General features: G+C 70.1%; 19 protein-coding genes. 6 read left to right on the forward strand and 13 right to left on the reverse strand.

Annotated elements, in window-relative coordinates:
- Window positions 1-444, forward strand: a 444-nt coding sequence (locus E3O49_RS16835) for a helix-turn-helix domain-containing protein (protein WP_198417477.1), incomplete at its 5' end; no start/stop codon positions are given.
- Between the two features lie 130 nt (window positions 445-574).
- On the opposite strand, the gene E3O49_RS09620 is transcribed toward E3O49_RS16835, so the two are convergent.
- The 6 genes from E3O49_RS09620 to E3O49_RS09645 form a co-directional block, all read right to left on the reverse strand.
- A complete protein-coding gene (locus E3O49_RS09620) occupies window positions 575-1,777 on the reverse strand; it encodes a CaiB/BaiF CoA transferase family protein (protein ID WP_241978575.1) in 1,203 nt (400 codons plus the stop codon).
- 354 nt (window positions 1,778-2,131) lie between these two features.
- The gene (locus E3O49_RS09625; RefSeq protein ID WP_134410152.1) at window positions 2,132-4,453 is read right to left on the reverse strand and encodes an alpha-galactosidase; all 2,322 of its coding nucleotides are present in this window, start codon (window positions 4,451-4,453) and stop codon (window positions 2,132-2,134) included.
- Between the two features lie 12 nt (window positions 4,454-4,465).
- Window positions 4,466-5,788, reverse strand: a complete 1,323-nt coding sequence (locus tag E3O49_RS09630; protein WP_134451427.1) for an ABC transporter substrate-binding protein — start codon at window positions 5,786-5,788, stop codon at window positions 4,466-4,468.
- Window positions 5,789-5,842: 54 nt separating this feature from the next.
- Window positions 5,843-6,649, reverse strand: coding sequence for a carbohydrate ABC transporter permease (locus E3O49_RS09635; RefSeq protein ID WP_134365389.1), 807 nt, complete (start codon window positions 6,647-6,649; stop codon window positions 5,843-5,845).
- A 113-nt stretch (window positions 6,650-6,762) separates the two neighbouring features.
- A complete protein-coding gene (locus tag E3O49_RS09640) occupies window positions 6,763-7,728 on the reverse strand; it encodes a carbohydrate ABC transporter permease (protein ID WP_134434141.1) in 966 nt (321 codons plus the stop codon).
- Window positions 7,725-9,761: a beta-galactosidase gene (locus E3O49_RS09645; RefSeq protein WP_134451428.1), complete on the reverse strand. Its 2,037-nt coding sequence runs from the start codon at window positions 9,759-9,761 to the stop codon at window positions 7,725-7,727. Before E3O49_RS09645 ends, E3O49_RS09640 begins: the two co-directional genes overlap by 4 nt.
- 192 nt (window positions 9,762-9,953) lie before the next feature.
- On the opposite strand from E3O49_RS09645, the gene E3O49_RS09650 reads away from it, so the two are divergent.
- From E3O49_RS09650 to E3O49_RS09660, 3 genes are all read left to right on the forward strand, one after another.
- The gene (locus E3O49_RS09650; RefSeq protein WP_134402351.1) at window positions 9,954-10,976 is read left to right on the forward strand and encodes a LacI family DNA-binding transcriptional regulator; all 1,023 of its coding nucleotides are present in this window, start codon (window positions 9,954-9,956) and stop codon (window positions 10,974-10,976) included.
- Between the two features lie 26 nt (window positions 10,977-11,002).
- Window positions 11,003-11,272 (forward strand): acylphosphatase, encoded by a 270-nt coding sequence (locus E3O49_RS09655; RefSeq protein ID WP_134365383.1) that lies wholly within the window; start codon window positions 11,003-11,005, stop codon window positions 11,270-11,272.
- Between the two features lie 82 nt (window positions 11,273-11,354).
- A complete protein-coding gene (locus E3O49_RS09660; RefSeq protein WP_134365382.1) occupies window positions 11,355-12,155 on the forward strand; it encodes a Pr6Pr family membrane protein in 801 nt (266 codons plus the stop codon).
- Window positions 12,156-12,173: 18 nt separating this feature from the next.
- Here the strand turns inward: E3O49_RS09660 and E3O49_RS09665 are convergent, their stop codons facing one another.
- The 7 genes from E3O49_RS09665 to E3O49_RS09700 all read right to left on the reverse strand — a co-directional run bounded on the left by E3O49_RS09665 (window position 12,174) and on the right by E3O49_RS09700 (window position 22,318).
- Window positions 12,174-12,437, reverse strand: a complete 264-nt coding sequence (locus E3O49_RS09665) for a hypothetical protein (protein ID WP_134365381.1) — start codon at window positions 12,435-12,437, stop codon at window positions 12,174-12,176.
- Between the two features lie 394 nt (window positions 12,438-12,831).
- The gene (locus E3O49_RS09670; RefSeq protein WP_134365380.1) at window positions 12,832-14,271 is read right to left on the reverse strand and encodes a flavin monoamine oxidase family protein; all 1,440 of its coding nucleotides are present in this window, start codon (window positions 14,269-14,271) and stop codon (window positions 12,832-12,834) included.
- Window positions 14,272-14,596: 325 nt separating this feature from the next.
- Window positions 14,597-16,453, reverse strand: a complete 1,857-nt coding sequence (locus E3O49_RS17105; protein ID WP_244285281.1) for a DUF7059 domain-containing protein — start codon at window positions 16,451-16,453, stop codon at window positions 14,597-14,599.
- A gap of 96 nt (window positions 16,454-16,549) precedes the next feature.
- Window positions 16,550-17,374 carry an SDR family oxidoreductase gene (locus tag E3O49_RS09680; RefSeq protein ID WP_134364863.1) on the reverse strand — a complete coding sequence of 275 codons (825 nt, stop codon included), beginning with the start codon at window positions 17,372-17,374 and terminating at the stop codon, window positions 16,550-16,552.
- Window positions 17,375-17,956: 582 nt separating this feature from the next.
- A complete protein-coding gene (locus E3O49_RS17110; protein WP_338144988.1) occupies window positions 17,957-20,116 on the reverse strand; it encodes an FAD-dependent monooxygenase in 2,160 nt (719 codons plus the stop codon).
- A 4-nt stretch (window positions 20,117-20,120) separates the two neighbouring features.
- Complete coding sequence (locus tag E3O49_RS09695) at window positions 20,121-21,374, reverse strand: type III polyketide synthase (protein ID WP_134409912.1); 1,254 nt, start codon at window positions 21,372-21,374, stop codon at window positions 20,121-20,123.
- 104 nt (window positions 21,375-21,478) lie between these two features.
- Window positions 21,479-22,318, reverse strand: coding sequence for a phosphatase PAP2 family protein (locus E3O49_RS09700; protein ID WP_198415994.1), 840 nt, complete (start codon window positions 22,316-22,318; stop codon window positions 21,479-21,481).
- A gap of 79 nt (window positions 22,319-22,397) precedes the next feature.
- Here E3O49_RS09700 and E3O49_RS09705 point away from each other — a divergent pair, with 79 nt between their 5' ends.
- Together E3O49_RS09705 and E3O49_RS09710 are read left to right on the forward strand one after the other, a co-directional pair.
- Window positions 22,398-22,610: a hypothetical protein gene (locus tag E3O49_RS09705; protein WP_134366078.1), complete on the forward strand. Its 213-nt coding sequence runs from the start codon at window positions 22,398-22,400 to the stop codon at window positions 22,608-22,610.
- Between the two features lie 200 nt (window positions 22,611-22,810).
- Window positions 22,811-23,266, forward strand: a complete 456-nt coding sequence (locus E3O49_RS09710; RefSeq protein WP_134366079.1) for an Hsp20/alpha crystallin family protein — start codon at window positions 22,811-22,813, stop codon at window positions 23,264-23,266.
- Window positions 23,267-23,395: the final 129 nt, after the last annotated feature.

Consider the following 23,395-nt stretch of genomic DNA (forward strand, 5'->3'; position numbering starts at 1 on the left):
CTGGCGGTGGCGGGGCCGGGGCCGGGGCCGGGGTCGCTGGCGGGCGCCGGTGCCGGCCGGTTCGCGGCCGCGGTGAGCGGGCCGGTGCTGCTGGGCCAGGTCTCCGGCAGCGTGCTGGAGGTGGGCCGGGCGTGCCGGCGGGCCTCGCCCGGGCAACTGGTGCCGGTGCAGAACGTGCTCGATCCGCGGGCCGAGGCCTGGGTCGAGGCGCTCCGGGGGTACGCCCGGGCGGACCTCGTGGAGACCGTGCGGTGTTACCTGCGCCACCGCGGCCAGTGGGAGACCACAGCCCGGGACCTGCAGCTGCACCGCAACTCGCTCCGGCACCGGATCGAGATCGCCTCCCGCCTGATCGGCGAGGACCTCGACGATCCCGATGTTGCGGCCAACCTGTGGCTGGCGATGCGGGGCGTCACCGCGCACCCGTCCCCGTCCCCGTCGTGAACCAATTCGACGGAGATGCTGCTGTAAAAACAGGGTTTCGTCGTGTTTGGGGCCGATGCGGGCAAAATCTCCGTCGAATTCGTTCGGGGCCGGTGTGGCTGGGACGCGGTCTGGGGATCGTGGAGACGGCCTAGCGCTGGGCGCCGGCGAAACCCTTGCTGCCGGTGAGCCAGTCGCGGATCGTGTCGCTGTGCTCGCCGAGGGCGGGCGGCGCGCTCGTGCGCGGCGCCAGCGGGGGCGTCCAGCTGACGGGGTGGCGGATCTGGCGGCCCACGGTGGCGCCGGAGGCATCCTGCACCTCGATCGTGGGTTCCAGCCCCAGCGACTCGGCGAGCTCGATGCCCTCGGCGATGGTGGCCACCTGCCCGGCCGGTACGCCGGCGTCGGTGAGCAGGTCCTGCCAGGACAGCGCCGGGGCCTCGGCGAGGCGCGCTTCGAGGAGGCGGACGAGTTCCTCGCGGTTGTGCACGCGGGCCGAGTTGGTCGAGAATCGCGGGTCGGTGGCGAGCCCCTCGTCGCCCAGCACCCGGGCGAGCTTGGCGAACTGGCCGTCGTTGCCGCAGGCCACGGCCAGCGGCCCGTCCGCGCAGGCGAGAAGCTGGTAGGGCACGATCGACGGATGCCGGTTGCCCATCCGGCCGGGCACCACCCCCGCGCCGAGGTACGCCTGCGCCTGATTCGCGAGCGCCCCTTGCAGGCTCGACAGCAGATTCACTTCCAGCCGCGCGCCCAGGCCGGAGGCCGCGCGGGCGTTCAGGGCCGCGAGGACGCCGATGGTCGTGTCCTTCGCGGTGAGCACGTCGACGAGGGCGACGCCCACCTTCATCGGACCAGTCTCATCCCCGGTGACGCTCATCAGCCCGCCCAGAGCCTGCACCATGAAGTCGTAGCCGAGCAGGTCGGCCCCTCCGGCGCTGCCGAACCCGGTGATCGAGGCGTAGACGAGGCCGGGGTTCTCCGCCTTGAGGCTCTCGTAGCCGAGGCCGAGTCGGTCCATCCCCCCGGGCTTGAAGTTCTCGACCAGCACGTCGGCCTTCAGCGCGAGCGCCCGGGCGACGGCGAGGTCAGCCTCGTCGGTGAGGTCGAGGCAGAGGGATTCCTTGTTGCGGTTGACGCTCTCGAAGTAGGTGGCCCCCGTCGCGGAGAAGGGCGGACCCCAGCTGCGCGTGTCGTCGCCCCTGCCGGGCCGCTCGACCTTGATCACCCGGGCACCGAGGTCGGCCAGCGTCACCGTGGCGAGCGGACCCGCCAGCACCCGGGAGAAGTCCGCGACCAGGATCCCGTCGAGCGGCCTCGAGAGTGCACGCTGGCTGTCATCGACCTGACTGGGCACGGATGCTCCGTTCGCTTGCGGGGTGGTTCCGGTTCTGGTGCCGGTGGTTGTTCGGGCGGCGCGGTGCCGGTGGTTTCCCTGAATCTAGTGGCGCGTCAGAGCCGTTTCATTGGACGGATCATCCACAGCTTAGATAGGTATGCCCGGTCGCGGGGACATCCGGTGCACGGATGCCGCGCGGCAGGCTCCGGGGACGCGGGCATCGGGGACGCGCGCATCCGCGGCCCTCGCCACCCCGCCGCTCGCGCCGCGATCGCCACATCCGGTCGAGATCGTCCCGCACGCGTGGCGAACTCGACCGGAACAGGCGAACTCGGCGACCGCCCGCGGCCGAGCCGCCTCTCAGCTGCGGGGCTACTCGACTGCGGTCACCGTGTACACCGCGGCCTGCTCGGGCGCGAGCAGCGGCGCGGGCAGCCCGACCTGCGCCAGCACTCCCCCGGTCAGGGTCACAGCACCACCACCACCACCACCAGCACCTGCACCTGCACCAGCACCAGCACCAGCACCAGCGGCAGCACCAGCACCAGCACCAGCGGCACCGAACGAGCCCCCACCCGCCAGCCAGGCCGGCGGCGCATCCTGGATCACGCGCGGGGGCGCACCGATCGTGAGCGGCTCGACCCGGTAGGTGAGCTCGGGCGCGAGTCCCGGAAACCGTAACCGCTCGGGCAGGGCGGAGCGCGGGGCAGCCAGCGCCACATACGCAAAGACGGCCGCAGCCCGGTCGGGCGAGACGACCCCGTGCAGCTCCAGGGCCGGGTCGCTCGGGTCGGCCCGCACGATCGTTCCGGTGTGCAGCAGCCCGCGGAGTTGCTTGTACCGGGTGATCCAGTCGGCGATCTGCGCACGCTCGGACTCGATCGCGCGGGTCAGGTCCCACTCGATGCCGGCGCTGCCGAAGAGCGCCGTGGCCAGTCGGAAGCTGAGCTCCGAGGTGCGCCCGGTGGTGTGCGCGGTAGCGGCGCCCAGGTGACCGCCGAGGTATTCGGGCGGCACGAGCACACTCGTGTAGCGCTGGATCTGCTGCCGCTCCAACGGGTCGTTGGTGTCGCTGGTCCAGACCCGGTCCACGCGCTCGAGGATACCGAGGTCGATGCGGGCTCCCCCCGACGCGCAGGACTCGATCTCGACACCCGGATGCGCCGCCCTCACCCGGTCCAGCAGCCGGTACAGCGCGGCGGTCTGCCGGTGCGCCGACCCGGCCAGCAGGTCGCGGTTGTGGTCCCATTTCAGATATGCGATCGGGTACTCGGCGAGCAGGGCCGCGAGCCGGTCGAATACCCAGGCTGCGGCATCCGGGTTGCTGAGGTCGAGCACCCGCTGGAAGCGCCAGGTCAGCGCCGATGACGGCAGCGACGACCGAGGCCCGGCCGACCCCCGAGACCCAGCCGGCCCGAGCACCCAGTCCGGGTGCGCCCGGGCGACGTCGGAGTCGAGGCTGATCATCTCGGGTTCGATCCACAGCCCGAAATCCATGCCGGCCGCACGCACGTGATCGACCAGCGGATGCAACCCGTCTGGCCAGGCGACCGGGTCGACGAACCAGTCGCCGAGGGCACGCCGGTCGTCGGTGCGGCCGGTGAACCAGCCGTCATCGAGCACGAACCGTTCCACGCCGACCGCGGCCGCGGCGTCAGCCAGCCGGGTCAGGGTGGGCAGGTCATGGTCGAAGTACACGGCCTCCCAGGTGTTCAGCACGACCGGGCGCGGCCCGGACGCGGCCCCGGAGAGGGTCGACCAGGACCGGATCCACGGATGCAGCCGAGCCGACAGCCCGTCGAGTCCGGCCGCCGAGTACACGGCCACGGTCCACGGGGTCGTGTGGCTCGCACCGGGCGCGACCCGCACGTCGCCGGGCGCGAGAAGTTCGCCGCTGCCGAGCACCGAGTAACCCAGCGGGCTGTTCTCGGCCCAGACGCGTTTGTCCCCGCTCCAAGCCAGGTGGGTGGCCCACGTCTCGCCGGTGCGGAAGCCAAACCCGGGGGTGCCGGCCACGCTCAGGTAGGGGTCGTCGTGGCCGGGCCGCCCGTGCCGGGACTCGCGGCTCCAGACGCCCTGGCCGAGCAGGGCGCGCTGCGGCCGGCGTTCGTGCGTCCACAACCCGGTGAAATCGAGGATCTCCCTCGCCCGGCCCGGAACGGGCAGGATGACGTCGAGGGACCCCAGTTCGAACGGAGCGGTGGCCGCCGTGTTGGTGAGCGTGTGGCGCAGTCGCAGCACGCCCTCGACCGAGAGTTCGAGGTCGGTACGTACGGCCAGCTCGGCCGCGGCATCCGTCAGCGAGATCGCAAGCGCCTGGGTGCCGGGCGAGACGGCGTCACCCGACCGCACCGAAACGGGCCCCACGCCGGCCAGGCGCAGGTCGAGGTCAGCGGCGGCCGCGCCGCCCCCGCCGCGCAAGCCACCCCCGCCACCCTCGCTGAACCGGAATCCGCTGATCCCGGGGCGCCCGCTCCAGCCGTCCGAGACGGTCGGCAGCAGGGTCAGCCGCAGGGGCAGGTCGATCGAGCTCGGCGGAATCGCCGGAACGGATGCGTCGGCGAGCACCGCGAGCATCTCACCGGAGAGGTCGCCCAGATCGGCGCCCCAGTGCACGATCACGGGCACACCCGTGCCGCGGGCGTCCAGCACAAGGCTGGTGCCCGCGGCACGGAGGTAGGGAATCGACGACACTGAGGCCTAACGCTACTTGTTGACCGGGATCGACTGCGCTTCGAGGGCGCTGATCGTGCTCTTCTGGGCGCTCGTGAGAGCATCCGTCAGAGTCCCGCTGCCGGTGACGGCACCCTTGAAACCGTCGGAGGTGTCGTTATAGACCTGCGTCATGGTCGGGCCCCAAATGAAGTCGGGTGAGACCTGGTCGGATGCCTCGGAGAACACGTCGTAGATGGGCTGGTTGCCGTAGAACTCGACGCCTGCCTTGAGGGCGGGCAGCTCGAGGCCGGACTTGGCGGCCGGGTACAGGTTGGCCGACTTGTTCAGCATCGTGAGCGCCTCGTCGGAGGTGTTCAGCCACAGCGCGAACTGGGCCGCCTCATAGGGGTGCTTCGAGCCCTTGAAGACCGCGGTGGACGAGCCACCCCAGTTGCCGGCGGCCTTGTCACCGGCAGCCCACTGCGGGGACAGGGCGACGGACCACTTGCCGGCGGTGTCCGGAGCGCCGCTGGCGATGGAGTTCGCACCCCAGGCCGCGGAGTTCCAGGTCCAGTCCGAACCGGAGTTGTAGGCGTTGTTCCACTCGTCGGTCCACGGCGGGTTGGTGGAGACGAGGTCGCGGTCGATCAGGTCCTGCCAGTAGGCGGCGACCTTGACGGATTCGGGGCTGGTCAGGTCGACCGTCCAGTTCTCACCGTCGTTCTTGAACCAGCTTCCGCCGGCCTGCCAGACGAAACCGGCGAACTGGTTGATGTCGCTCTGCGAGAAGTTGGTGATGTACCCGCCGGTGGCGCGCACCTTCTCGGCTGCGACCGCGAACTCGTCCCAGGTGGTGGGGATCGCAATGTTGTTCGCCTCGAACAGGTCGGCGCGGTAGAACATGGCCATGGGGCCCGCGTCCTGCGGGATCGCGTAGACGGACTTGTCCTCGCCGAAGTTGACCTGGCCCCAGGTCCAGTCGACGAAGTCGCTCTTCGCCTCGAGCACACCCTTGCAGGCGGCGAGGTCGGTCAGGCCGTCCTGCACCCGGAAGTTCGGCAGTGCGTCGTATTCGATCTGGCCGAGGTCGGGCGCGTTGCCGGCCTTGAGCTGGTTGAAGAAGTTCTGGTACGTGCCGCCGTTGCCGTTCGGGCCGGTCTGCACTTTCACCTGAACGTCGGGGTTCTTTTCATTCCGTACCTTGGCCACGTCTTCCATGCCGGGGATCCAGGTGGTGAAGGTGAGGTCGACCTTGCCCGTGGCGGGGGCGCAGTCGGCGCCGGCCGAGGTCGTGGACCCCGCCGCGCAGCCGGTCAGGGCGACCGTTGCGGCGGTGAGCAAGGCGACAGCGGCTGCTCTCTTCTTGATTCGCATTGTTCTTCTTTTCTCTTGGGAGGGGTGGGGAGGGGAGGTAAAGAGAGGGACCGGCTACTTCACCGAACCGGCACTGAGCCCGTTCTGCCAGAAGCGCTGGAGCAGCAGGAAGATGATGATCAGCGGGATGATCGAGAGCAGGGCCCCGATCAGCACGTAGTCGCGCAGCACCGGAATCTGGTTCACCTGGGAGTTCCAGGCGTAGAGGCCGAGCGTGACCGAGAACAGGGTTTCGTCGCGCAGCATGATCAGCGGCAGGAAGAAGTTGTTCCAGATGGCGACGAACTGGAAGAGGAAGACGGTGATCAGGGCGGGCACCATCATGCGCACCGAGACGGTGAAGAAGGTGCGCACCTCGCCGGCCCCGTCGAGGCGCGCCGCCTCGATCAGTTCGTCCGGCACGCTGGCCGACGCGTAGATGCGGGCCAGGTAGACCCCGAACGGGCTGACCAGGCTGGGCAGGAACACCGACCAGAACGTGTTGGTGAGGCTGATCTGGCTGAAGATCAGGAACAGGGGCAGCGCGAGCGCGGTGGCGGGCACCAGCACCCCGCCGAGCACGACGTTGAAAATGAGTTCGCGACCCGGGAAGTTGTACTTGGCGAGGGCGTAGCCGCACATGCCGGCGATGATGGTGCCGATGGCGGCGCCGAGGCCGGCGTACAGGGCGCTGTTGAGCATCCATTTGAGGTAGACGCCGTCGCGGTAGGCGATCAGGTTGCCGATGTTCGTGAACAGGGAGAAGTCGGCGAACCAGAGCGGGTTCGTGGTGTTGAACTGGGACCGGTCCTTGGTGGCCGCCACCAGCAGCCACCAGATCGGCACCAGGAAGTAGAGCGTGAAGACGCCCATCACGATCATGGCGCTGACCCGGGCGAACGGGCTCTCGCGCTGGGCTTTGGGGGCCACGCCCTGGGGCGTGCGGCTGCCGCGTTTTCGTCGCGCGGGGGTGGTGACGGTGCTGATCGAGGTGCTCACTGGACTTCCTTCCGCTGCGTGAACTTCAGGAACGTGAACGAGAGGATGAACGTGGCCAGGGCCAGCACCACAGAGAAGGCGGCGGCGAGGTTGAAGTTCGGGATCGACGAGGTGGAGTAGACCGTGAGGTTCGGGGTGAACGTGCTGGTCACGGCGGAGCTGAAGCTGCGGAAGACCTGCGGTTCGGCGAGCAGCTGCAGGGTGCCGATGATCGAGAAGATCGCGGTCAGGATGATGGCCGGCATGATCAGCGGGATCTTCACCGACCAAGCGATGCGCACCTGGCCGGCCCCGTCGAGCCGGGCGGCCTCGTAGAGCTCGGTCGGGATCGCCAGCAGGGCCGAGTAGATGATCAGCATGTTGTAACCCACGAAGACCCAGGTGACGACGTTAGCGATGGCCCAGAGAACGAGGTCGGCCGAGAGGAAGTTGATGTTCTCGGTGACGGCGCTGAACGGCGACAGGTTGGGCGAGTAGAGGTAGCCCCACATGATCGCCGCGATGACGCCCGGCACCGCGTAGGGCACGAAGAAGGCCAGCCGGAAGAATTTCTTGCCGCGCACGAGCGGTGAGTCCAGCAGCAGGGCGAACAGCAGCGCAAGGCCCAGCATGATCGGCACCTGCACGACGCCGAAGGTGAGCACCCGGCCGATGGATGTCCAGAACGGCCCGTTCTGGAACACCAGGATGTACTGGGTGAGCCCGCCGAAGACCTCGGTGGCCTTGCCGAAGGTGCCCTCGCGCTCGATCACGAGCAGCGACTGGTAGATCGCGTAGCCGATCGGGACCAGGTAGAACAGGGCGAACAGGGTGCCGAACGGGAGCACGAAGGCGAGAATCGCGCCGAGGTGCGGCACGGGCTGCCTGGGTTGTTTGGAGGCCGGGGCTTTGGCGGCCCGTGACCTCTTCTGGCGGGCGACGCTGCCCGGGGCATCCGTGAGTGGAACGACGGGTGCGCTCATGATGCGGGGTCCTCTCTGATCACGCGAACGGCACCGGCCGGAACTCGAACAATACGGTTGACGGGTTCGCCGGTGACGAGTTCACGGCCGGAGGCCGGCAGGTCGATGTCGTCCTCGCCGTGGTTGATGATGAAAAGATAGGTCGCGGCGGCGCCGGCGCGGCGCACGACCTCGATGGTTCCGGGGCTTTCGGGGCCGACCGCGGTGACGCGGGCCTGCTGGCAGATCGTGCGCAGCAGGTCGGTCAGGGCGCCGGCCTCCAGCGCGGTGGCGACGTACCAGGCGTCGCCGGCGCCGTGCCGGTTGCGGGTGATGGCCGGGGTGCCCGGAAGCGGCCCGCCCCGGTAGCGGGCGATCACCTCGGCGCCGGTGCTGCGCAGTCGCTCAGTCCAGAGGCTCGCGGATGCGCCGGAGTCGAGGCCGACCACGTGGCCGGGCAGCAGCGGGGAGAATTCCTCGACCGTGACGCCGAGCAGACCGCGGAAGGCGCCGGGGTAGCCGCCCGGGCGCACCCGGTCGTCTTCGTCGACGATGCCGCTGAAGAAGGTGACCAGGGCGTGGCCGCCGGCCGCGACGTAGGCGGTGAGGTTATCCGCCTCGGCGTCCGAGACCAGGTACAGGGCCGGGGCGACGACGAGGCGGTACCCGGAGAGGTCGGTGCCGGGGGCCACGATGTCGACCGTGACGCCGAGCCGGTGCAGGGCGGCGTAGGCGGCGTGCACCTGCTCGAGGTAGCGCACCGACTGGGACGGGCGGGATTCGCCGTCGCCGGCCCACCAGGCTTCCCAACTGAAGAGGAGTGCGGCATCCGCCACGACCGTGCTCCCGGTGATCTCGCCCAGCCGGTCGAGGGTTTCCCCCAGGGCGACGACCTCGCGCCAGAGCGCGGTATCGGTGCCCGCGTGGGGCACCAGCGCGGAGTGGAATTTCTCCGAACCCTGCAGCGAGGCCCGCCATTGGAAGAAGCAGATGCCGTCGGCCCCGCGGGCGACGTGGGCCAGGGAGTTGCGGGTCATCTCGCCGGGGGCCTTGGCCAGGTTGTGCGGCTGCCAGTTGACGGCGCCGGCCGCCTGCTCCATCAGGAGCCACGGCTGCCCGCCGGCGAGTCCGCGGGTGAGGTCGGCGGCGAACGCCAGCTCTGTGGCCGGGTCGGCGAGGCGGTGGTCGAGGTAGTGGTCGTTGGCGACGATGTCGACCTCGGGGGCCCAGGTCCAGTAATCGAGGTTGCGGATGTGGGAGGTGACCATGAAGTTGGTGGTCACGGCGACGTCGGAGTGGCGGCGCAGCACGGCGGTCTCGCGGCGGTAGTAGTCGAGCAGTTCGGCGGAACTGAACCGGTGGAAATCCAGCACCTGGCCGGGGTTGCGGCTGGAGAGGGTGAGCCGCGGGGTGAGGATCTCGGCCCACCGGCCGTAGCGCTGGCTCCAGAACGAGGTGCCCCAGGCGGAGTTCAAGGCCTCGATCGTGCCGTAGCGCGCCTGCAGCCAGAGCCGGAACGCGGCGGCGGTGTCGTCGCAGTAGCAGAGCGCGTTGTGGCAGCCCAGCTCGTTGGACACGTGCCAGAGGGCGACCGCCGGGTGGCGGCCGTAGCGCTCGGCGACCTTCTCTACCAGTGCCAGCGCGTGCTCGCGGAAGATCGGGGAGCTCGGGCACCAGGCCTGGCGCCCGCCGGGGTAGCGGGTGGTGCCGTCCTCCACGACCGGGAGGATCTCGGGATGCAGGGTGCTCAGCCACGGCGGCGGCGACGAGGTGCCGGTGCCGAGGTTGACCCGGATGCCGTTGGCGTGCAGCAGTTCGATGATCGTGTCGATCCGGTCGAAATCGTACTCCCCCGGCCGCGGCTCGACCTGCGACCAGCCGAAGATGTTGATCGCGACCAGGTCGACGCCGGCCTCGCGCATCAGCACGACGTCTTCGGCCCAGACCTCGGGCCCCCACTGCTCCGGGTTGTAGTCGCAGCCGTAGGCGACGCCCTCGTGAACGAACGGGGTGGCCGAGGCCGATCCGGTCGACGTGGCTGCTCGCGAGTTCATGGTGCTCCCTGCTGTGCTGTGCCAGCTCTGCTGGCTGTGTTGATTGACTGGCTGTGTTGATTGACTCTGTGAACGTGCACAGAGTCGGGAGCAAAAACGCGCCGTTGGGTTTTCTGTGAACGTACACAGAGTACGAACTCCCTGGCCGCCGTGTCAAGCGTCGGGTTCCTCGGCGCGCGTTACAGTTATCGAATGGTGACAATTCCGTCTCGGCGCCGACGCGCGACAATCCACGATGTCGCCGTGGAAGCCGGCGTGTCCCGCGGCACGGTGAGCCGGGTGATCAACGACGAGCCGTACGTCTCGGCCGAGGCCCGCACCGCGATCGAGGCGGCGATCGAGAAGGTCGGCTATGTGCCGAACAACGCCGCCCGCAGCCTGGTCATGCAGCGCTCCCAGGCCGTGGGATTCATCGTGCACGAACCGCACTCGCTCTTCCTGGACGACCCCAACATCGGCGGCATCCTGCTCGGCGCCAATACCGTGCTCTCCCGCGCCGACTATCAGATGGTCAGCCTCGTGATCGATTCCCAGCGCGACACCGACCGCGTCGCCCGCTACCTGAGCGGCGGATTCGTCGACGGCGTGATCATCGTCTCCGCCCGCCACGAAGACCCGATGATCCGGGTGGTGCAACGCCTCGCGCTGCCGGCCGCGTTCGTCGGGCATCCGCCGGACCTCCGCCAGCTCCCCTTCGTGGGTATCGACAACCGCGCTTCGGCGCGCGCCATCACCGAGCGGCTGATGGCCACCGGCCGCAAACGCATCGGCATGATCGCGGCGGCCCTCGATCGAGACTCGGGAGCCGACCGGCTGGCGGGCTTCACGGATGCCCTGGGCCCGCGCTTCGACCCGGCGCTCGTCGCGCGGGTTCCGCTCTACACCTACTCCGACGGAGCCGACGGCATGCGCGCGCTGCTGGAGCGCGACCCCGGCATCGACGGCGTTTTTGCGGCCTCCGACGCCGTCGCGGCCGGGGCGCTCGAGGCGCTCCGCGACGCGGGGCGCAGCGTGCCCGGCGACGTCGGCATCGTCGGCTTCGACGACAGCTCCTGGGCGCTCCGCACCCAACCGCACTTATCCACCGTGCACCAGCCGGCCTTCGGCCTCGGCGCGGCGGCGGCCGAGTGCGTGCTCGGCCAGCTGCGGGGCGAGGCCCAGCCGGTCGGCGGCATCCTGCTGGATACCCCCATCGTCTGGCGCAACTCGGCCTGATCGCCGGTCGGGGGCACACTGGAAGCATGGTTCGCAAACAGGCTCTCGTGCGCGGGATGGTGCAGGCCGTCGGATTCCGGTATTACACCCAGTCGGAGGCGCGCCGGCTGGGCCTGTCCGGGTTCGTGCGCAACCGGATGGACGGCTCGGTGGAGGTCGACGCGGAGGGCGACGCGGCATCCGTTTCGGAGTTACTCGCCTGGCTGGCGCACGGGCCGCCCTCCGCGGTGGTCGAGTCGATGCAGGTGACCGACCTGGCGCCGCGCGGCGAGAACGGATTCCACATCGCCTATTGACCGGCGCCTATTGACCGGCCGCGCTGACCGGCCCGCGCTGCGGATTCAGCGGCCGCTCCCGATGCTGGCGTAGCGTGGAAGCATGTGCGCGCGAGCATCCGACCCCGCTCGGACGGAACGGGCGGCGCGCCAACCCCCCACGGCGCCGAGAACGTCGGCCCAACGCGCCCTGCCGGCGGCCCCCAGCCGTGCCGCGCTGCCTCGCACGGTCGCCCTGCTGCCGTTGCGCCGGGCGTTCGGCATCGGCCGCCTGCTGCTCGCGGCGACCGGCGTCGTCGCGCTGCTGGGGTATTTCGATTACGTGCTCGGCTTCGCGACCTTCGCGGTGTACAACTATTTCAGCTACTTCACCGTGCAGAGCGCCATGGCCGCGGTCGTCGCGTTCGTGGCCGGAGCCCTGGTCGCATTCCGCCATGCGACCGACCCGGCCTGGCTCGACTGGTTCCGGCTGCTGGTGACCACCTACATCATGGTGTCCGGCATCGTATTCCTGACCATCGTCATCCAGTCATCCTCGCGCGACTACACAATCGAGGTGCCCTGGTCGAGCCAGCTGCTGCACTTCTGGATTCCGACGATCGCCCTCGTCGACTGGTTGACGGATGCCGGCAAGGCCCGCCTGCCGTGGAAACTCCTGGCCTGGGTGCTCGTTCTGCCCAGCATCTGGGGCGTGTTCACCCTCGTGCGCGGGTCGATGGTGGGCTGGTACCCCTACTTTTTCCTCGACCCGGTGCAGGTCAGTGGTCCGTTGGAAACCGTGGTCTACTGCCTGATCGCCGTGCTGCTGTTCACCGGGATCGCGGCGATCCTGATCGCCACCTCCCGGCTGCCCTCCCAGCCCTGGCACCGCCCCCGGCCGGAGTCGGGGTCACAGCAGCGCTGAGATGCGAGCGGCGAGCGGTTACAGCGGGATGAAGGTGTATTCGCTGGTCATATGCTCGATGCGGCATGCGCCACAGTAGAGCACTCCGGATGCCTGCATGGCGAGTACCCGGGGCGAGCACTGCACCACCTTGGGCCCGCAGCAGGGCGAAATCACCATGTACGCGCCGGGAGCGGTGGGCGAATGGCCGCTCAGGCCTCGGATGTGGTGGGTGCCTTCGCAAGGCAGGTCGGAGTCAAAGTCGAGAAGAATGACGGATTCGAGATCCAGCAGGGTATCCATGGGAACACAGCAATCATGCGGTAGAACAGATGTGGTGCAGTCGCGGGCGAGCGGGGCATCTCAGTGGCGACCGCACTGGATGGTCGACGGTACGAAACGGGCCGGTTGACGAACCGGGGTTACTCCCCCGAACGGAATCCGTCGGCAACGCCAGTCGGGGTAACGACTGGACCTCTGAGCCGGCACCGGGGCGGAGGTCACCACCACGGACCGTACCTGCATGAAACCGGCCCTCGAAAGGGCCATTCTTCACCGACTGGACGTTGGCAGGAGTGTACACCACGAAACCCGGAATCGCGCGGGGTTGACTGCGGCGATTCTAAAGTTTTTTTGACACGCGTTTCGCGGTTTCACGGTGCGGCCCGGGGTTTCGCGTCCGGCGAATCCGACTGTTTTATTTCGGCGCTGGGGTGGGTGTCGCGGTGTCCATCGGGGAGACGAAGGGCACCAGGCTGGCCAGCGCCGCGGCCAGGAATTCGTCGTCTCCGACCTCCGCCAGGCGCAACGCGGTTTCCGCGGCGACCAGCCCGACCAGGACCGGTTCGCCGGTGAAGGGCACCATGTTGATCCAGACCCGGAAGTCATCGTCGCCGCCGACCGTGGTCCAGAGCGGGGCGTCCGTGTCCCAGAACGGCTCGGCGAACTGCAGCCAGATCTTGTCGAGGGTGCCCATGCCGAGCGCGGCGATGGCGCCGCGGTGCGCGAACGGCAGCGGCGGGTCGAACTCCATCACCTTGGTCTTCAGCACGCCCAGCGGCACCGTGACGATGACGCGGTCGGCGCCCAGCGATTCGCCGTTGCCGAGGCGCAGACTGGCGCCGCTCTCGCCGTAGGCGATCCTGGTGACCACGCTCGAGCCGAGCAGGTCGATACCCTCCAGGAGAGCGTCGAAGAGACCGTTGAAGCCGCCGAGAACGAGGCGGTCCTCGTCGAGGCCGGGCGCTGCCGGGGTGTACCAGCCGGACTGGTCGTCGACGGCGGCCCCGGAGTTCAGGGCGAGCACGGTGGTGATCTCGTAGTCCAGCCAGTCGGCGTCGGAAACGCCGGTGTCGGCATCCGTCGTCGACAGCTTGGACGCGCCCGAATCGGCGAGGGCCCGGGCCACGGACACGTCTGCGGGCTGGTCGGCGGCCCAGGCGAGGGCCGCGTTCACGGCTTGGGCGCCGGTGTCGGGCACGGGCACGACGAGGCCGTCGGAGGTGCGCGTCTCGGAGGTGCGGGAGAAGGGGGCCGTGATGACGCCGAGGCCGATGAGTTCTTCGTCGAGGGTGGTGGTGCCGCTGGCGCGCACGACGGATGCGCCGAGTTCGATCGGGAACGGCCACTTCTTGTCGGTGACGGTGTCGATGCGGCCGCCGATCCGGTCGCGCGCTTCGACCACGACGACGTCGAAGCCGGCGTCCTTGAGTGCTCGCGCCGCGGTCAGCCCGGCGATTCCGGCGCCGATCACGGCGATCCGCTCCCCGGCCGTGGCGACTGCCTGCACGTCTCGGGCGGCCCGCATGCCAGAGGCCCGGGCGCCCTGCACGGTGCCGGGCGCGTCGATCGAGGTGGCCTCGCCGGCGAGGAACAGGCGGCCGTCGACCGGGGTCGCGAGCGCCTCACGCTGCTCGGGGGTGGCGCCGACGGCGGGAAAGCTGAAGGAGCCGCGCGCGAACGGGTCGGCCGACCAGGAGGTGCGGCGCACGTTCTCCGGTTTAGGCACCAGCGAGGGGGTCGGCGTGGGCGACGGGCTCACGGATGCCGTGGGCCGGGGGCTCGGCGGAACGCACGCGGTGAGGGCGACCAGGCTCAGTCCCGAGACCGAGCCGATCAGAAAGGTACGACGTTTCATGGCGTGTCCGCGTCAGGGGAATGGCACGCCGCTGTCGGCGCTGACGCTCTCCTTTCCGAGCTGGTCGGGCAGTACGTCCAAACTACCTCAGGCGCGGGGGCCGGGGCGGTAGGGCGCGGAGGTGGGCGGGCGGCGGGCGGGGTCGGATGGGTGCGGATGGCGGGCGGATGGCGGGCGGATGCGGATGGGTGCGGATGGCGGGCGCATGGCGGGCGGATGCGGATGGGTGCGGATGGCGGGCGGATGGCGGGCGGGGTCGGGTGGCGGGCGGCGGGTGGGTGCGGTTCGGGGGCCGGCCAGCCCGGATCCCGGCGGCCCGCTCGCGCTACCCGGGCGGCACCGGCAGTTGCAGGAAACCGTCCGTCAGCAGCTCACGCACCCTCGGCAGGAGGTCCGCGCTGAGCTCGCGCTGGTCGACCTCGAGCAGCTGGGCGAGCGCCGCGACGATGGAGCCGACGTCGAGGTCGCCATCGCAGGCGCCGACCAGCGCGGCGAGTGCGGTGTCCAGCGGGATCGACCGGCCGAAGCCGCTGCCCTGGTGCAGTGTCATCAGGGTCGGGTCTTCCTGGCCGGGCCAGTAGTGCCGCTCTTCCGTGACGTCGGGCGCGACGACGAGGCGGGCCCGGGCGAGGTGGGCGTCATCCGTGGCCGCCTGCCAGTCGTGGGCGGCCAGGCAGTCGGCGAGGTAGCTGCCGATTCCGGCCGGGTTGTGGCCGAGGGCGCCGGGGAGGCGCTCGAGGCGGCGCAGGCCGGGCCCGGGCGTGGCAGGCGTGGCAGGCGCACCGGGCACCCGAGCGGCGGCCGGCCGCCGAAGCAGAAGGTAGCCGAAGCCGACCTGTGTCACGCCGCGGGCCTCGAAATCGTCCAGCCAGGCGCCGTAGAGGCGGTCGAAGTCGGCGGTGTCGGCGCGGGTGCCGCCGTCGCGGATCCAGGTCTCGGCGTAGAGCGTGGGCGGCTGCACCTCCCGCTCGATGATCCACGCCTCGAGGGCCGCGGCATCCGTCGCCCGCACGGCCTCGTGCGAATTCGACGGAGATTTTGCTCCCGGAGGTGTCGCAGGTGGCGAATTCGAGCTGTTTGGGGCAAAATCTCCGTCGAATTCGTCAGGGCGCGCCGAAACCGCCGGGGTCGCCGTGATCGCCGAAGACGCAGGGTTCGACCGGCGCGACGAGGACGCCGGGGCGTCGAGCCAGCCCGCCAGGCGGTCGAAGGCGTCCTGGCGGGCGTGGTATTCCCAGTTTCCGAGCAACTGGGCCACGCCGTTCGGGGTGAGGTGGTCGGCCGCGCCGCGCACGACCGCCTCGACGAGGGCGTCGCCGACCATGCCGCCATCGCGATATTCGTAGCTCGGCACGCCCGCGACCCGCGGGGTGATCACGAACGGCGGGTTGGAAATGATGTGGTCGAACCGTTCCCCCGCCACCGGTTCGTACAGACTGCCCAGGCGGAACTCTATGTTGCCGATGCCGTTGAGCTCCACGTTCAAGGCCGCGAGCTCGAGTGCGCGTGCGGAGATATCGGTCGCGACGACCCGTTCGGCGTGCCGGGACGCGTGCATCGCCTGGATCCCGCACCCGGTCCCGAGGTCGAGCGCGCTGACCACTTCGGTGGGGATCAGCAGCCCGCTCAGGGTGAGGGATGCCCCGCCCACCCCGAGCACATGGCTCTCGCCGAGCGCGTGGCCGAGTGCGAGCTCGCCCAGGTCGGACGCGATCCACCAGCTTCCGGCGCCGTGCGCGTCCACAAAGGTGTACGGCCGCAGTTCGAGCAGGGGGCGGAGAGCGGCGTGGGACTCGTAGCCGGTGTCACCGGTGTCAGCGGTGTCACCGGTGTCAGCGGCATCGCCGGCATCGCCGGATCCGCCGGTACCGGCGTCGCCGACCGTGACGGATGCCGCGAGGCCGAGCTCCTCCGCCCCGGCGGCGCCCAGCGCAGGGAGGGCGGCGTCGAGGTCCGCACGGTCGACGGGCAGGCCGAGCACGAACAGCCGGGCCAGCGTGGCGCAGGGTTCGGTGTGCCCGAGCTTCTCCCGGAGGCCGGCGAGCGCCCGCAGCGCCGGAACCCGCTGATTGCGGCGCAGCGCGGCATCCGCTTCGATGCCCCACAGTCCGGTCAGGGCCGAGACCGAGTAGTTGGCGGTGGCGAGGTCGGAGCGGAGGCGGTCGATCAGTGCGGAAGTCACCAGTCCATTCAACTGCACCCGGACCGCACCCGAGCCGCTCGCTCGCCGCCCCATGGCCGCCCACTCGCCTGCCAGTCGGTCGCCGAACCGGCTTCCCTACCGGCGTTCCTCGGCCACGCTGTTGCCGCCGTCGACCACGATCGTCTGCCCGGTCACGTACGACGCGCCCGGCGAGGCCAGCCATGCGATGACGGATGCGACCTCCGCCGCTGTGCCGCTGCGCCCGACCGGCACAAGCGCCCCCTCGATCGCCTCGCTGTCCAGCTGTGACCCGGTCTGGATCCAGCCCGGCGCGACCGCGTTCGCGGTGATGCCGAGCAAGGCTTCGTCCACGGCGAGCGCCCGGGTGAGCCCGGCGAGTCCGGCCTTCGCCGCGGCATAGGTGAGGTCTCCGCGTGACGCCATCACCGGCCCGCTCACACTGGACACCGTGACGATGCGCCCCCAGGCGGCCGCGTGCATGAAGCCGATCACCGTGCGTGTCGCGTGGAAGGCGGTCGACAGGTTGATCGCGAGGCCGTGGTCCCACTCCCCCGCCTCGGTCGTGCTGATGTCGCCGTGCAGCATCTCGGCGTCCCCGACCGCGACCATGCCCGCATTGTTGACCAGGACCGTGGGAGCCAGCCCCGCGGTGGCGAGCGCGTCGACGAGCACGAGCGCGCCGGCCTCGGTGTCGAGGGTGCAGACGACGCCGGATGCCGGCACACCCATTGCGGACAGCTCGGCCACGCGCTCGTGCACCCGTTCGGTCGTGGCGGTGAGCACGACCTGTGCGCCCAACTCGCCGAGCATCCGTGCGGCGGCGAAGCCGATGCCCGAGGCGCTGCCGGCCCCGGTGACCAGGGCCGTGCGGCCGGTGAGATCCCAGGCGCCGGGAAGGGCGAAGACAGCGGGCAGACCGACAACTTCGGGGAGAGTCATGGCGTCATGCTAGCCGTTGCCGGTCCAGCCATCGGGATGGCGGCGAATTCTCCGGGAGTGCGTGGGTCGGGCCGCCCAGCGGTTCGACGGTCCGGGCGCGCCGATGCGGTGTGGCTAACTCAGGAGATTCGGGCTGCGGCGGCTGCGGACCCCCGTGTTTCCGGGGGCGGGCAGCCTCATGCGCAGGTTTTTCCTGAGTTGACCCCCGGCTCGCCACGCGACCGGCGCGACCTCGCCGGCGGGGATCATCCGTCGCCTCGGTGCATAACTCCTGCAGATTGGGATCCGAGTCGGGGGGCCGCCCGCGGATTCCCGGGAGATCTGGTCTCCACGTGGCCAAACTGCAGGAGTTATGCACGCATGGGACTGGGCTTCCGGGGCCGGGCACCGGAAGCCGCTCGTGCGCCGTGGCCAACTCAGGAGAAGAGTGGCATCGCGGCCGCGTCCCCCGCGGATTTCCGGGTGCCGACCGCGCCAGCCGCTGGTTTCTCCTGACTTGGCCCCACGGCACCGAACCGATCAGGCGAACGAGCCGGCGGGCTACAGCCAGCGGGCTACAGCCAGCGGGCTACAGCCAGCGGGCTACAGCCAGCGCATGGTGAAGGCGCGGGCGAGGACGGCGCTCGCCGGCGGGACGGCCAGCGCGCGCACGAAGCCGTTCCGCGCGCGGAGGCGCAGCCCCTGCGCTGGGCTTCCCATCGCCATATTGAAGCCGGCCTGGCGCGCGGCCATCCGGGCGCTGCGCCGGCGCCGGCGGTCGTAGTCGGCGAGCACGCCCGGACCGGACACCGGGTCCCGAAGCGCACGTTCCAACGCCGGGGCCAGCTGCAGCGCGTCCAGCCAGCCGAGGTTCATGCCCTGGCCTCCGATCGGACTGATCTGGTGGGCCGCGTCGCCCACGAGCACGACCCGGCCGGCCACCATCCGTCGGGCCAGTCGCTGCTGCACCGAGAAGGAGCTGGCCGCGGCCGAGGTTGCGGGCAGGTGCACACGGGTGCGGGATGCGACCATCGCGGCCAGGTCCGCGCTCGTCGCATCCGTGAGCAGGGTGGGAGTCATGGCCACCCAGCGGCGCCGGCCGCCCGGAAGCGGGAAGGACTCGACCACGCCGCCCTGCTCAAAGAACAGGATGGCCTCACCCGGGTGCTCGCCGGCATCGGGGAAATCGCTCATCAGGTAGGTCTCGCCTCCGGTGCGAGCCGTGCAGCGGATGCCGACCAGGTCGCGCAGCAGACTGCGGGCGCCGTCGGCCGCCACCACATACCGGGCCTCGAGCGTTTCGCCGGGTTCACGAGGCCCACCTGCTCCAGCTGCCTCAGTGGGCTCGCCGGCGCCACCGGCACCGGACCCCGACCCGGCCCCCGCAGTCTCGCCGGACCCACCGGGCGCGGCCGGGGCATCCGTGTAAACCTCGACGCGGTCGCCGCGGTCGCGCACCCCGGCCACGGTCACGCCGCCGCGGAACCGGCCGGGCGCCAGCTCCTCGAAGCGGGCGCGCAGCACCGCCTCGGTCTCGTACTGCGGCAGCGAGATCACGCGGTCGTGCCGGTCGGCCGTATCGGCGAAGACGAGGCGTCCGAGGGTGCGCCCGCCCGAACGCACGAGGCCGCCGCGGATCCGCACCGCCCGGTCGATCACCGCGTCCGCCACCCCCAGTTGTTGCAGGGCACGCAGCGACGGCGGGTGGATGCCGATGGCCCGCGACCGCAGCGACGGCTCCGCCCGCTTCTCCAGCACCTCCACGTCGAGGCCCCGCACGGCCAGCAGCCCGGCGAGCAGGATCCCCACCGGGCCGCCGCCAACCACGATCACGTCCCGCACCGGTCGCCCGCTCCCCGGCCCGCCCTCTTCCGACAGTGCCCGTTCCGGTCGAGAGTGCCCGTCGCGCCGGTCACTCTCGACCGGAATGGGCACTGTGGCGGCCGGAGCCGGCCACCGCAGCACGAGGCGCGACGGATGCTCCCGCGTCACCCGCCAGCCCGGCGGAACCACCGCGCGCAACTCGGCCGCCGTGAAACTGCGCCGAATCGACGTGAGCCCGTCGTCGCGGATGAACGACCGGCGGAACAACGGCCAGGTGCCCAGACCGAATCCGAGGTACGCGAACCGGCTGCGCTCGATGTCGGCGTGCAACACCCGCCCGACACCAGCACCGGCACCGGCACCGACACCGACACGAGCACCAGCACCGGCACCAGCACCGGCACCGGCACCAGCACCGACACGAGCACGAGCACCGCCGCCGCCGCCGCCGACCAGACGCTTCGAATCGGCCAGCAGCCCGCCCAGCTGCTCCCCGGTGAGGTGGTGCAGCACGTGGTTGGAGACCACGAAGTCGAACACCAGGCCCTCGGCGACCAGCGCCGAGCTCAGCGCCCGCCGGAACGTGAGCCCCGGCAACGGCGGCAGGCCGGTCGCGTAGGCGTGCGCGCGGACATCCGGATCGATCGCCGTCACCCGCAGGCGCAGGCCGTCGCGCGCGGCCCACCGCGCCAGCGCCCGCGCCATGTCGCCGCCGCCCGACCCGATGTCGAGCAGCGTACGCTCCTGGGTGGAAGACAGGGTCGGCCGGATCTCGCGCCGGTACATCCCGCGCCAGCCCGACACGACCGCGTTCACGTACTTGAAGTTCGCGTACGTGTTCGTCAGCCGGTCCGGGTCGCAGTCCGGGTCGTCCATGATCTCGACGGCGTCGCTCGCACGCAGCCCCAGAGTTCGCAGCCCCAGAGAACGGATGCCCACGCCGCTATCCGGCGGTGACGGTCATCAAGCCGGATTCAACCGTCAGCCCTGGCCCGAACGCCATGGCGCAGACCCGTTCTCCGTCGGTCGCGTCCGGGGAATCCATGATCGCCTTGAGCACGAACAGGATGGTGGCGCTGCTCATGTTCCCGTAGTTGCGAAGGGTCTCGCGTGAGGGCACGAGCTGCGCCTCGCTGAGGCCCAGCTTGGCCTCGGTCTTGTCCAGGATGCTGCGCCCGCCCGGGTGGATCGCCCAGTGCGCGATCGCCGTGGCGGGGGTGTCGGCGAGCGCGGGCGGCGCCACCAGAGTCGCGACCGACCCGGCCGCGGCGTCCCCGCCCACCGCCGGCGCGAGCACCGCCGGCGCGAGCACCGCCGGCGCGAGCACCGCCGCGAGCTGGGCGTCCCGGGCGAACAGCGGTGCCAGGGCGCCCTCGATGTGCTGGTCGATGATGTGCGGCACGTAGGTGCTGAGGATCATCTCGAACCCCTCGTCGCCGATCTTCCAGGCCATGTCCTCCTCGCCGATGGGGGTGATGACCGTCTCGAACAGGTCGAGGTTGAACGCCTTCTCACCCGGCTCGGGGGGCCGGGCGCTGACGATCCCCGCGGCCGCCCCATCCGAGAACAGCGACGAGGCCACGATGGTGTCGGGGTCGTCGGAGGTGCGCAGGTGAAGCGAGCAGAGTTCGGCGCTGACGACGAGAACCACGGCGGTGGGATCGGCCTCGACGAACTGCTTCGCCGTGCGCAGCGCCGGCATCGAGGCGTAGCAGCCCATGAATCCGAGGTGGTAGCGCTGGGTGGCCGGGCTCAGCCCCAGCTCGCGTACGAGCATGTAATCGGGGCCCGGCGCGAAGAAGCCGGTGCAGGACACCGTGACAACGTGCGTCACATCGGATGCCTCGATGCCGGGACAGGCCGCGAGCGCGCGGCGCCCGGCTTCCACGAAGAGTTTGGTCGCCTCGACGATGTAGAGCTCGTTCCGCACCCGGGTGCTGGGTCGGAGCAGCCGCTGCGTCGCCGGGTCGAAGAACTGCGGGTCGGTCACCTCCGATTCCCGGGCGGGTGTGTCCAGGGTGAGTTCGTCGATGACGCTGTGCCGGGTGTCGATGCCCGACAGATTGAAGGAGACCGTCACCAGCCGTTTTCCGAGTCGGCTGAGATCCGGCTGCGACGCGAACACGTCGCGCACCTGCTCCTGGATCAATACTGTCGGCGGAACCACGGTCTGCAGCGCTCTGAGGGTGACGGACATGCCCTCAGTGTTACACGCAGGCCAGCCGCCCACACCCCCGGGACACGCGATGACGCGGACGGCACACGAGATGCTCAGCCGCCACGAAACCGATCGGCGCCGGCCTACGGCAGGCGCGAGAACAGCCGGGTGCCCGCGAACGCGACGCCCAGGCCCGCGGCGACGATCGCCGTGACACCGCCGATGTAGGCGATCAACGGGCCGGGGGTCTCGCCGAAGGCCCGGAAGTACGTGACCAGGAAGGCGGCCGCCGCCACGACGGCGAAGGGAACCAGAATCCGGAGCTGGACGCGGCCGCCCACGCCGGCCGATCCGCCGCGCGCGGCGGTCGACGCCCACGGCCCGCGGGTCAGCACGAGGCCGGCGACGCAGCCCCACACGGCCACCACCAGCAGCGCCGCGATCACGTCGCTGGGCCGGTGCCAGCCGTTGGCCAGTGTGGCCACCCCGGCGGCGATGGCGAACCCCGAACCGCCGAGTGCGGCCAGCCAGCGCGTGCGGGGGCTCGCTACCAGAAAGATGGCGAGAGCGGATGCCGCGGCCACGGTCGTGTGCCCCGACGGGAACGAGTTCCCGTCGTACCCTTCCACACCCAGGTCGGGCCGAGAGAGCAGCCCGCCCTTGAGCAGCTGGGTGGTCAGCACGGCCGCCAGCGCCGCGCCGAAGGCGACGATCAGAGTCTTGCCGTTGCGGCGCACGGCCGTGACGATGCCGGCGAGCACCAGACCCGCGACCACGGAGACCAGGGGCAGAGCATCAAGCAGCTGCTGCGCGAGCGGGGTCACGCTGCGGCGTCCGAACTCGGCGCCGTCGAAGGCGAGCTGGTCCATGGTCTGGCCGGCGAGGGTGCGCACGAAGAACAGGTAGATCCCGGTGAACACCAGGATGGCGGTGATCATTCCGGCCAGATAGCGAACGGGGCTGATCGTTGACGAGGTGCGCACATTCCACCTTCGCACGGCCCGCCTGGGGAAGCACCATCGAGCGCTCTTGACTCGGCAGGGGTCGGCGTACCGTTGAAATTTGAGAAAAGGTCATGGACTGGGCTGGTTCCAGCGAAAAGAGAAGACGAAGCGCGAGCCGGAACCGGGTGGTTTCACCGGTCTCGAAGGCGACTTCGAGGCGGAGCGGCGCCGCGCGGCCGCCGCCGCCCATGAGCCCACGCAGGCCTACGAGAACGACAGCCTGGACAAGCCCGTCTTCCCCGACTCGACCTCCGGATTGACGTACCCGTAGCCATCCATCGCGCAGGAAGCCCTTCGCTGAGCGCGAACAGAACGGGACCCTGGGCCGATTGCGGCACCGCTCAAGCGCGGTTACATTGGCAATAGTTGAGCGCCCAAGACTCAACTCTGGAAGCAAACCGCCCAAGAACCAGCCGGACCTCCGGTTCGATCCGACGATCTGACCAGACCCGGCCGATGAAAGGAATCGCTATGGCAACGTCCTATGACCCGTTCCGCGAGCTGGACCGAATGGCCTCCGCTCTGATCGACAACCGGGGCCCGCGCGTGATGCCGATGGACCTCTTCCGGGAAGGTGACCACTACGTGCTCAGCGCCGACATGCCCGGGATCGATCCGGGTTCGGTTGACATCGACGTCGACGGCCAGCTGCTCACGATCCGTGGGGAGCGCACCATGGCGAACCACGAAAACGTGAAGTGGATCACCCGGGAGCGCCTGGCCGGTTCGTTCCTGCGTCAGTTGAACCTGGGCCAGGGCATCGATGTCGAGAACATCAGCGCCACGTACAACAACGGCGTGCTGACCGTCACGATCCCCGTTCACGAGGCGGCCAAGCCCCGCAAGATCGAGGTGCAGAGTTCGGGCGAGCCGACGATGCAGGTGACGGAGTCCGCGAAAGCGGGCACGAAGAAGGCGAAGGCCTGACGAACGAAACGGGTGGGCCCGGAGCATTGCGCTCCGGGCCCTTCGTTGTGTTTTCGCGGTGTACACCGCATGTTCACCCGATGCTGATGCACTATTCGGAGTAGAGTCAGCGGACTCACCGAAGAGTTA

This window comes from Cryobacterium shii, from assembly GCF_004402595.1.
GTDB classification, from domain to species: Bacteria; Actinomycetota; Actinomycetes; order Actinomycetales; family Microbacteriaceae; genus Cryobacterium; species Cryobacterium shii.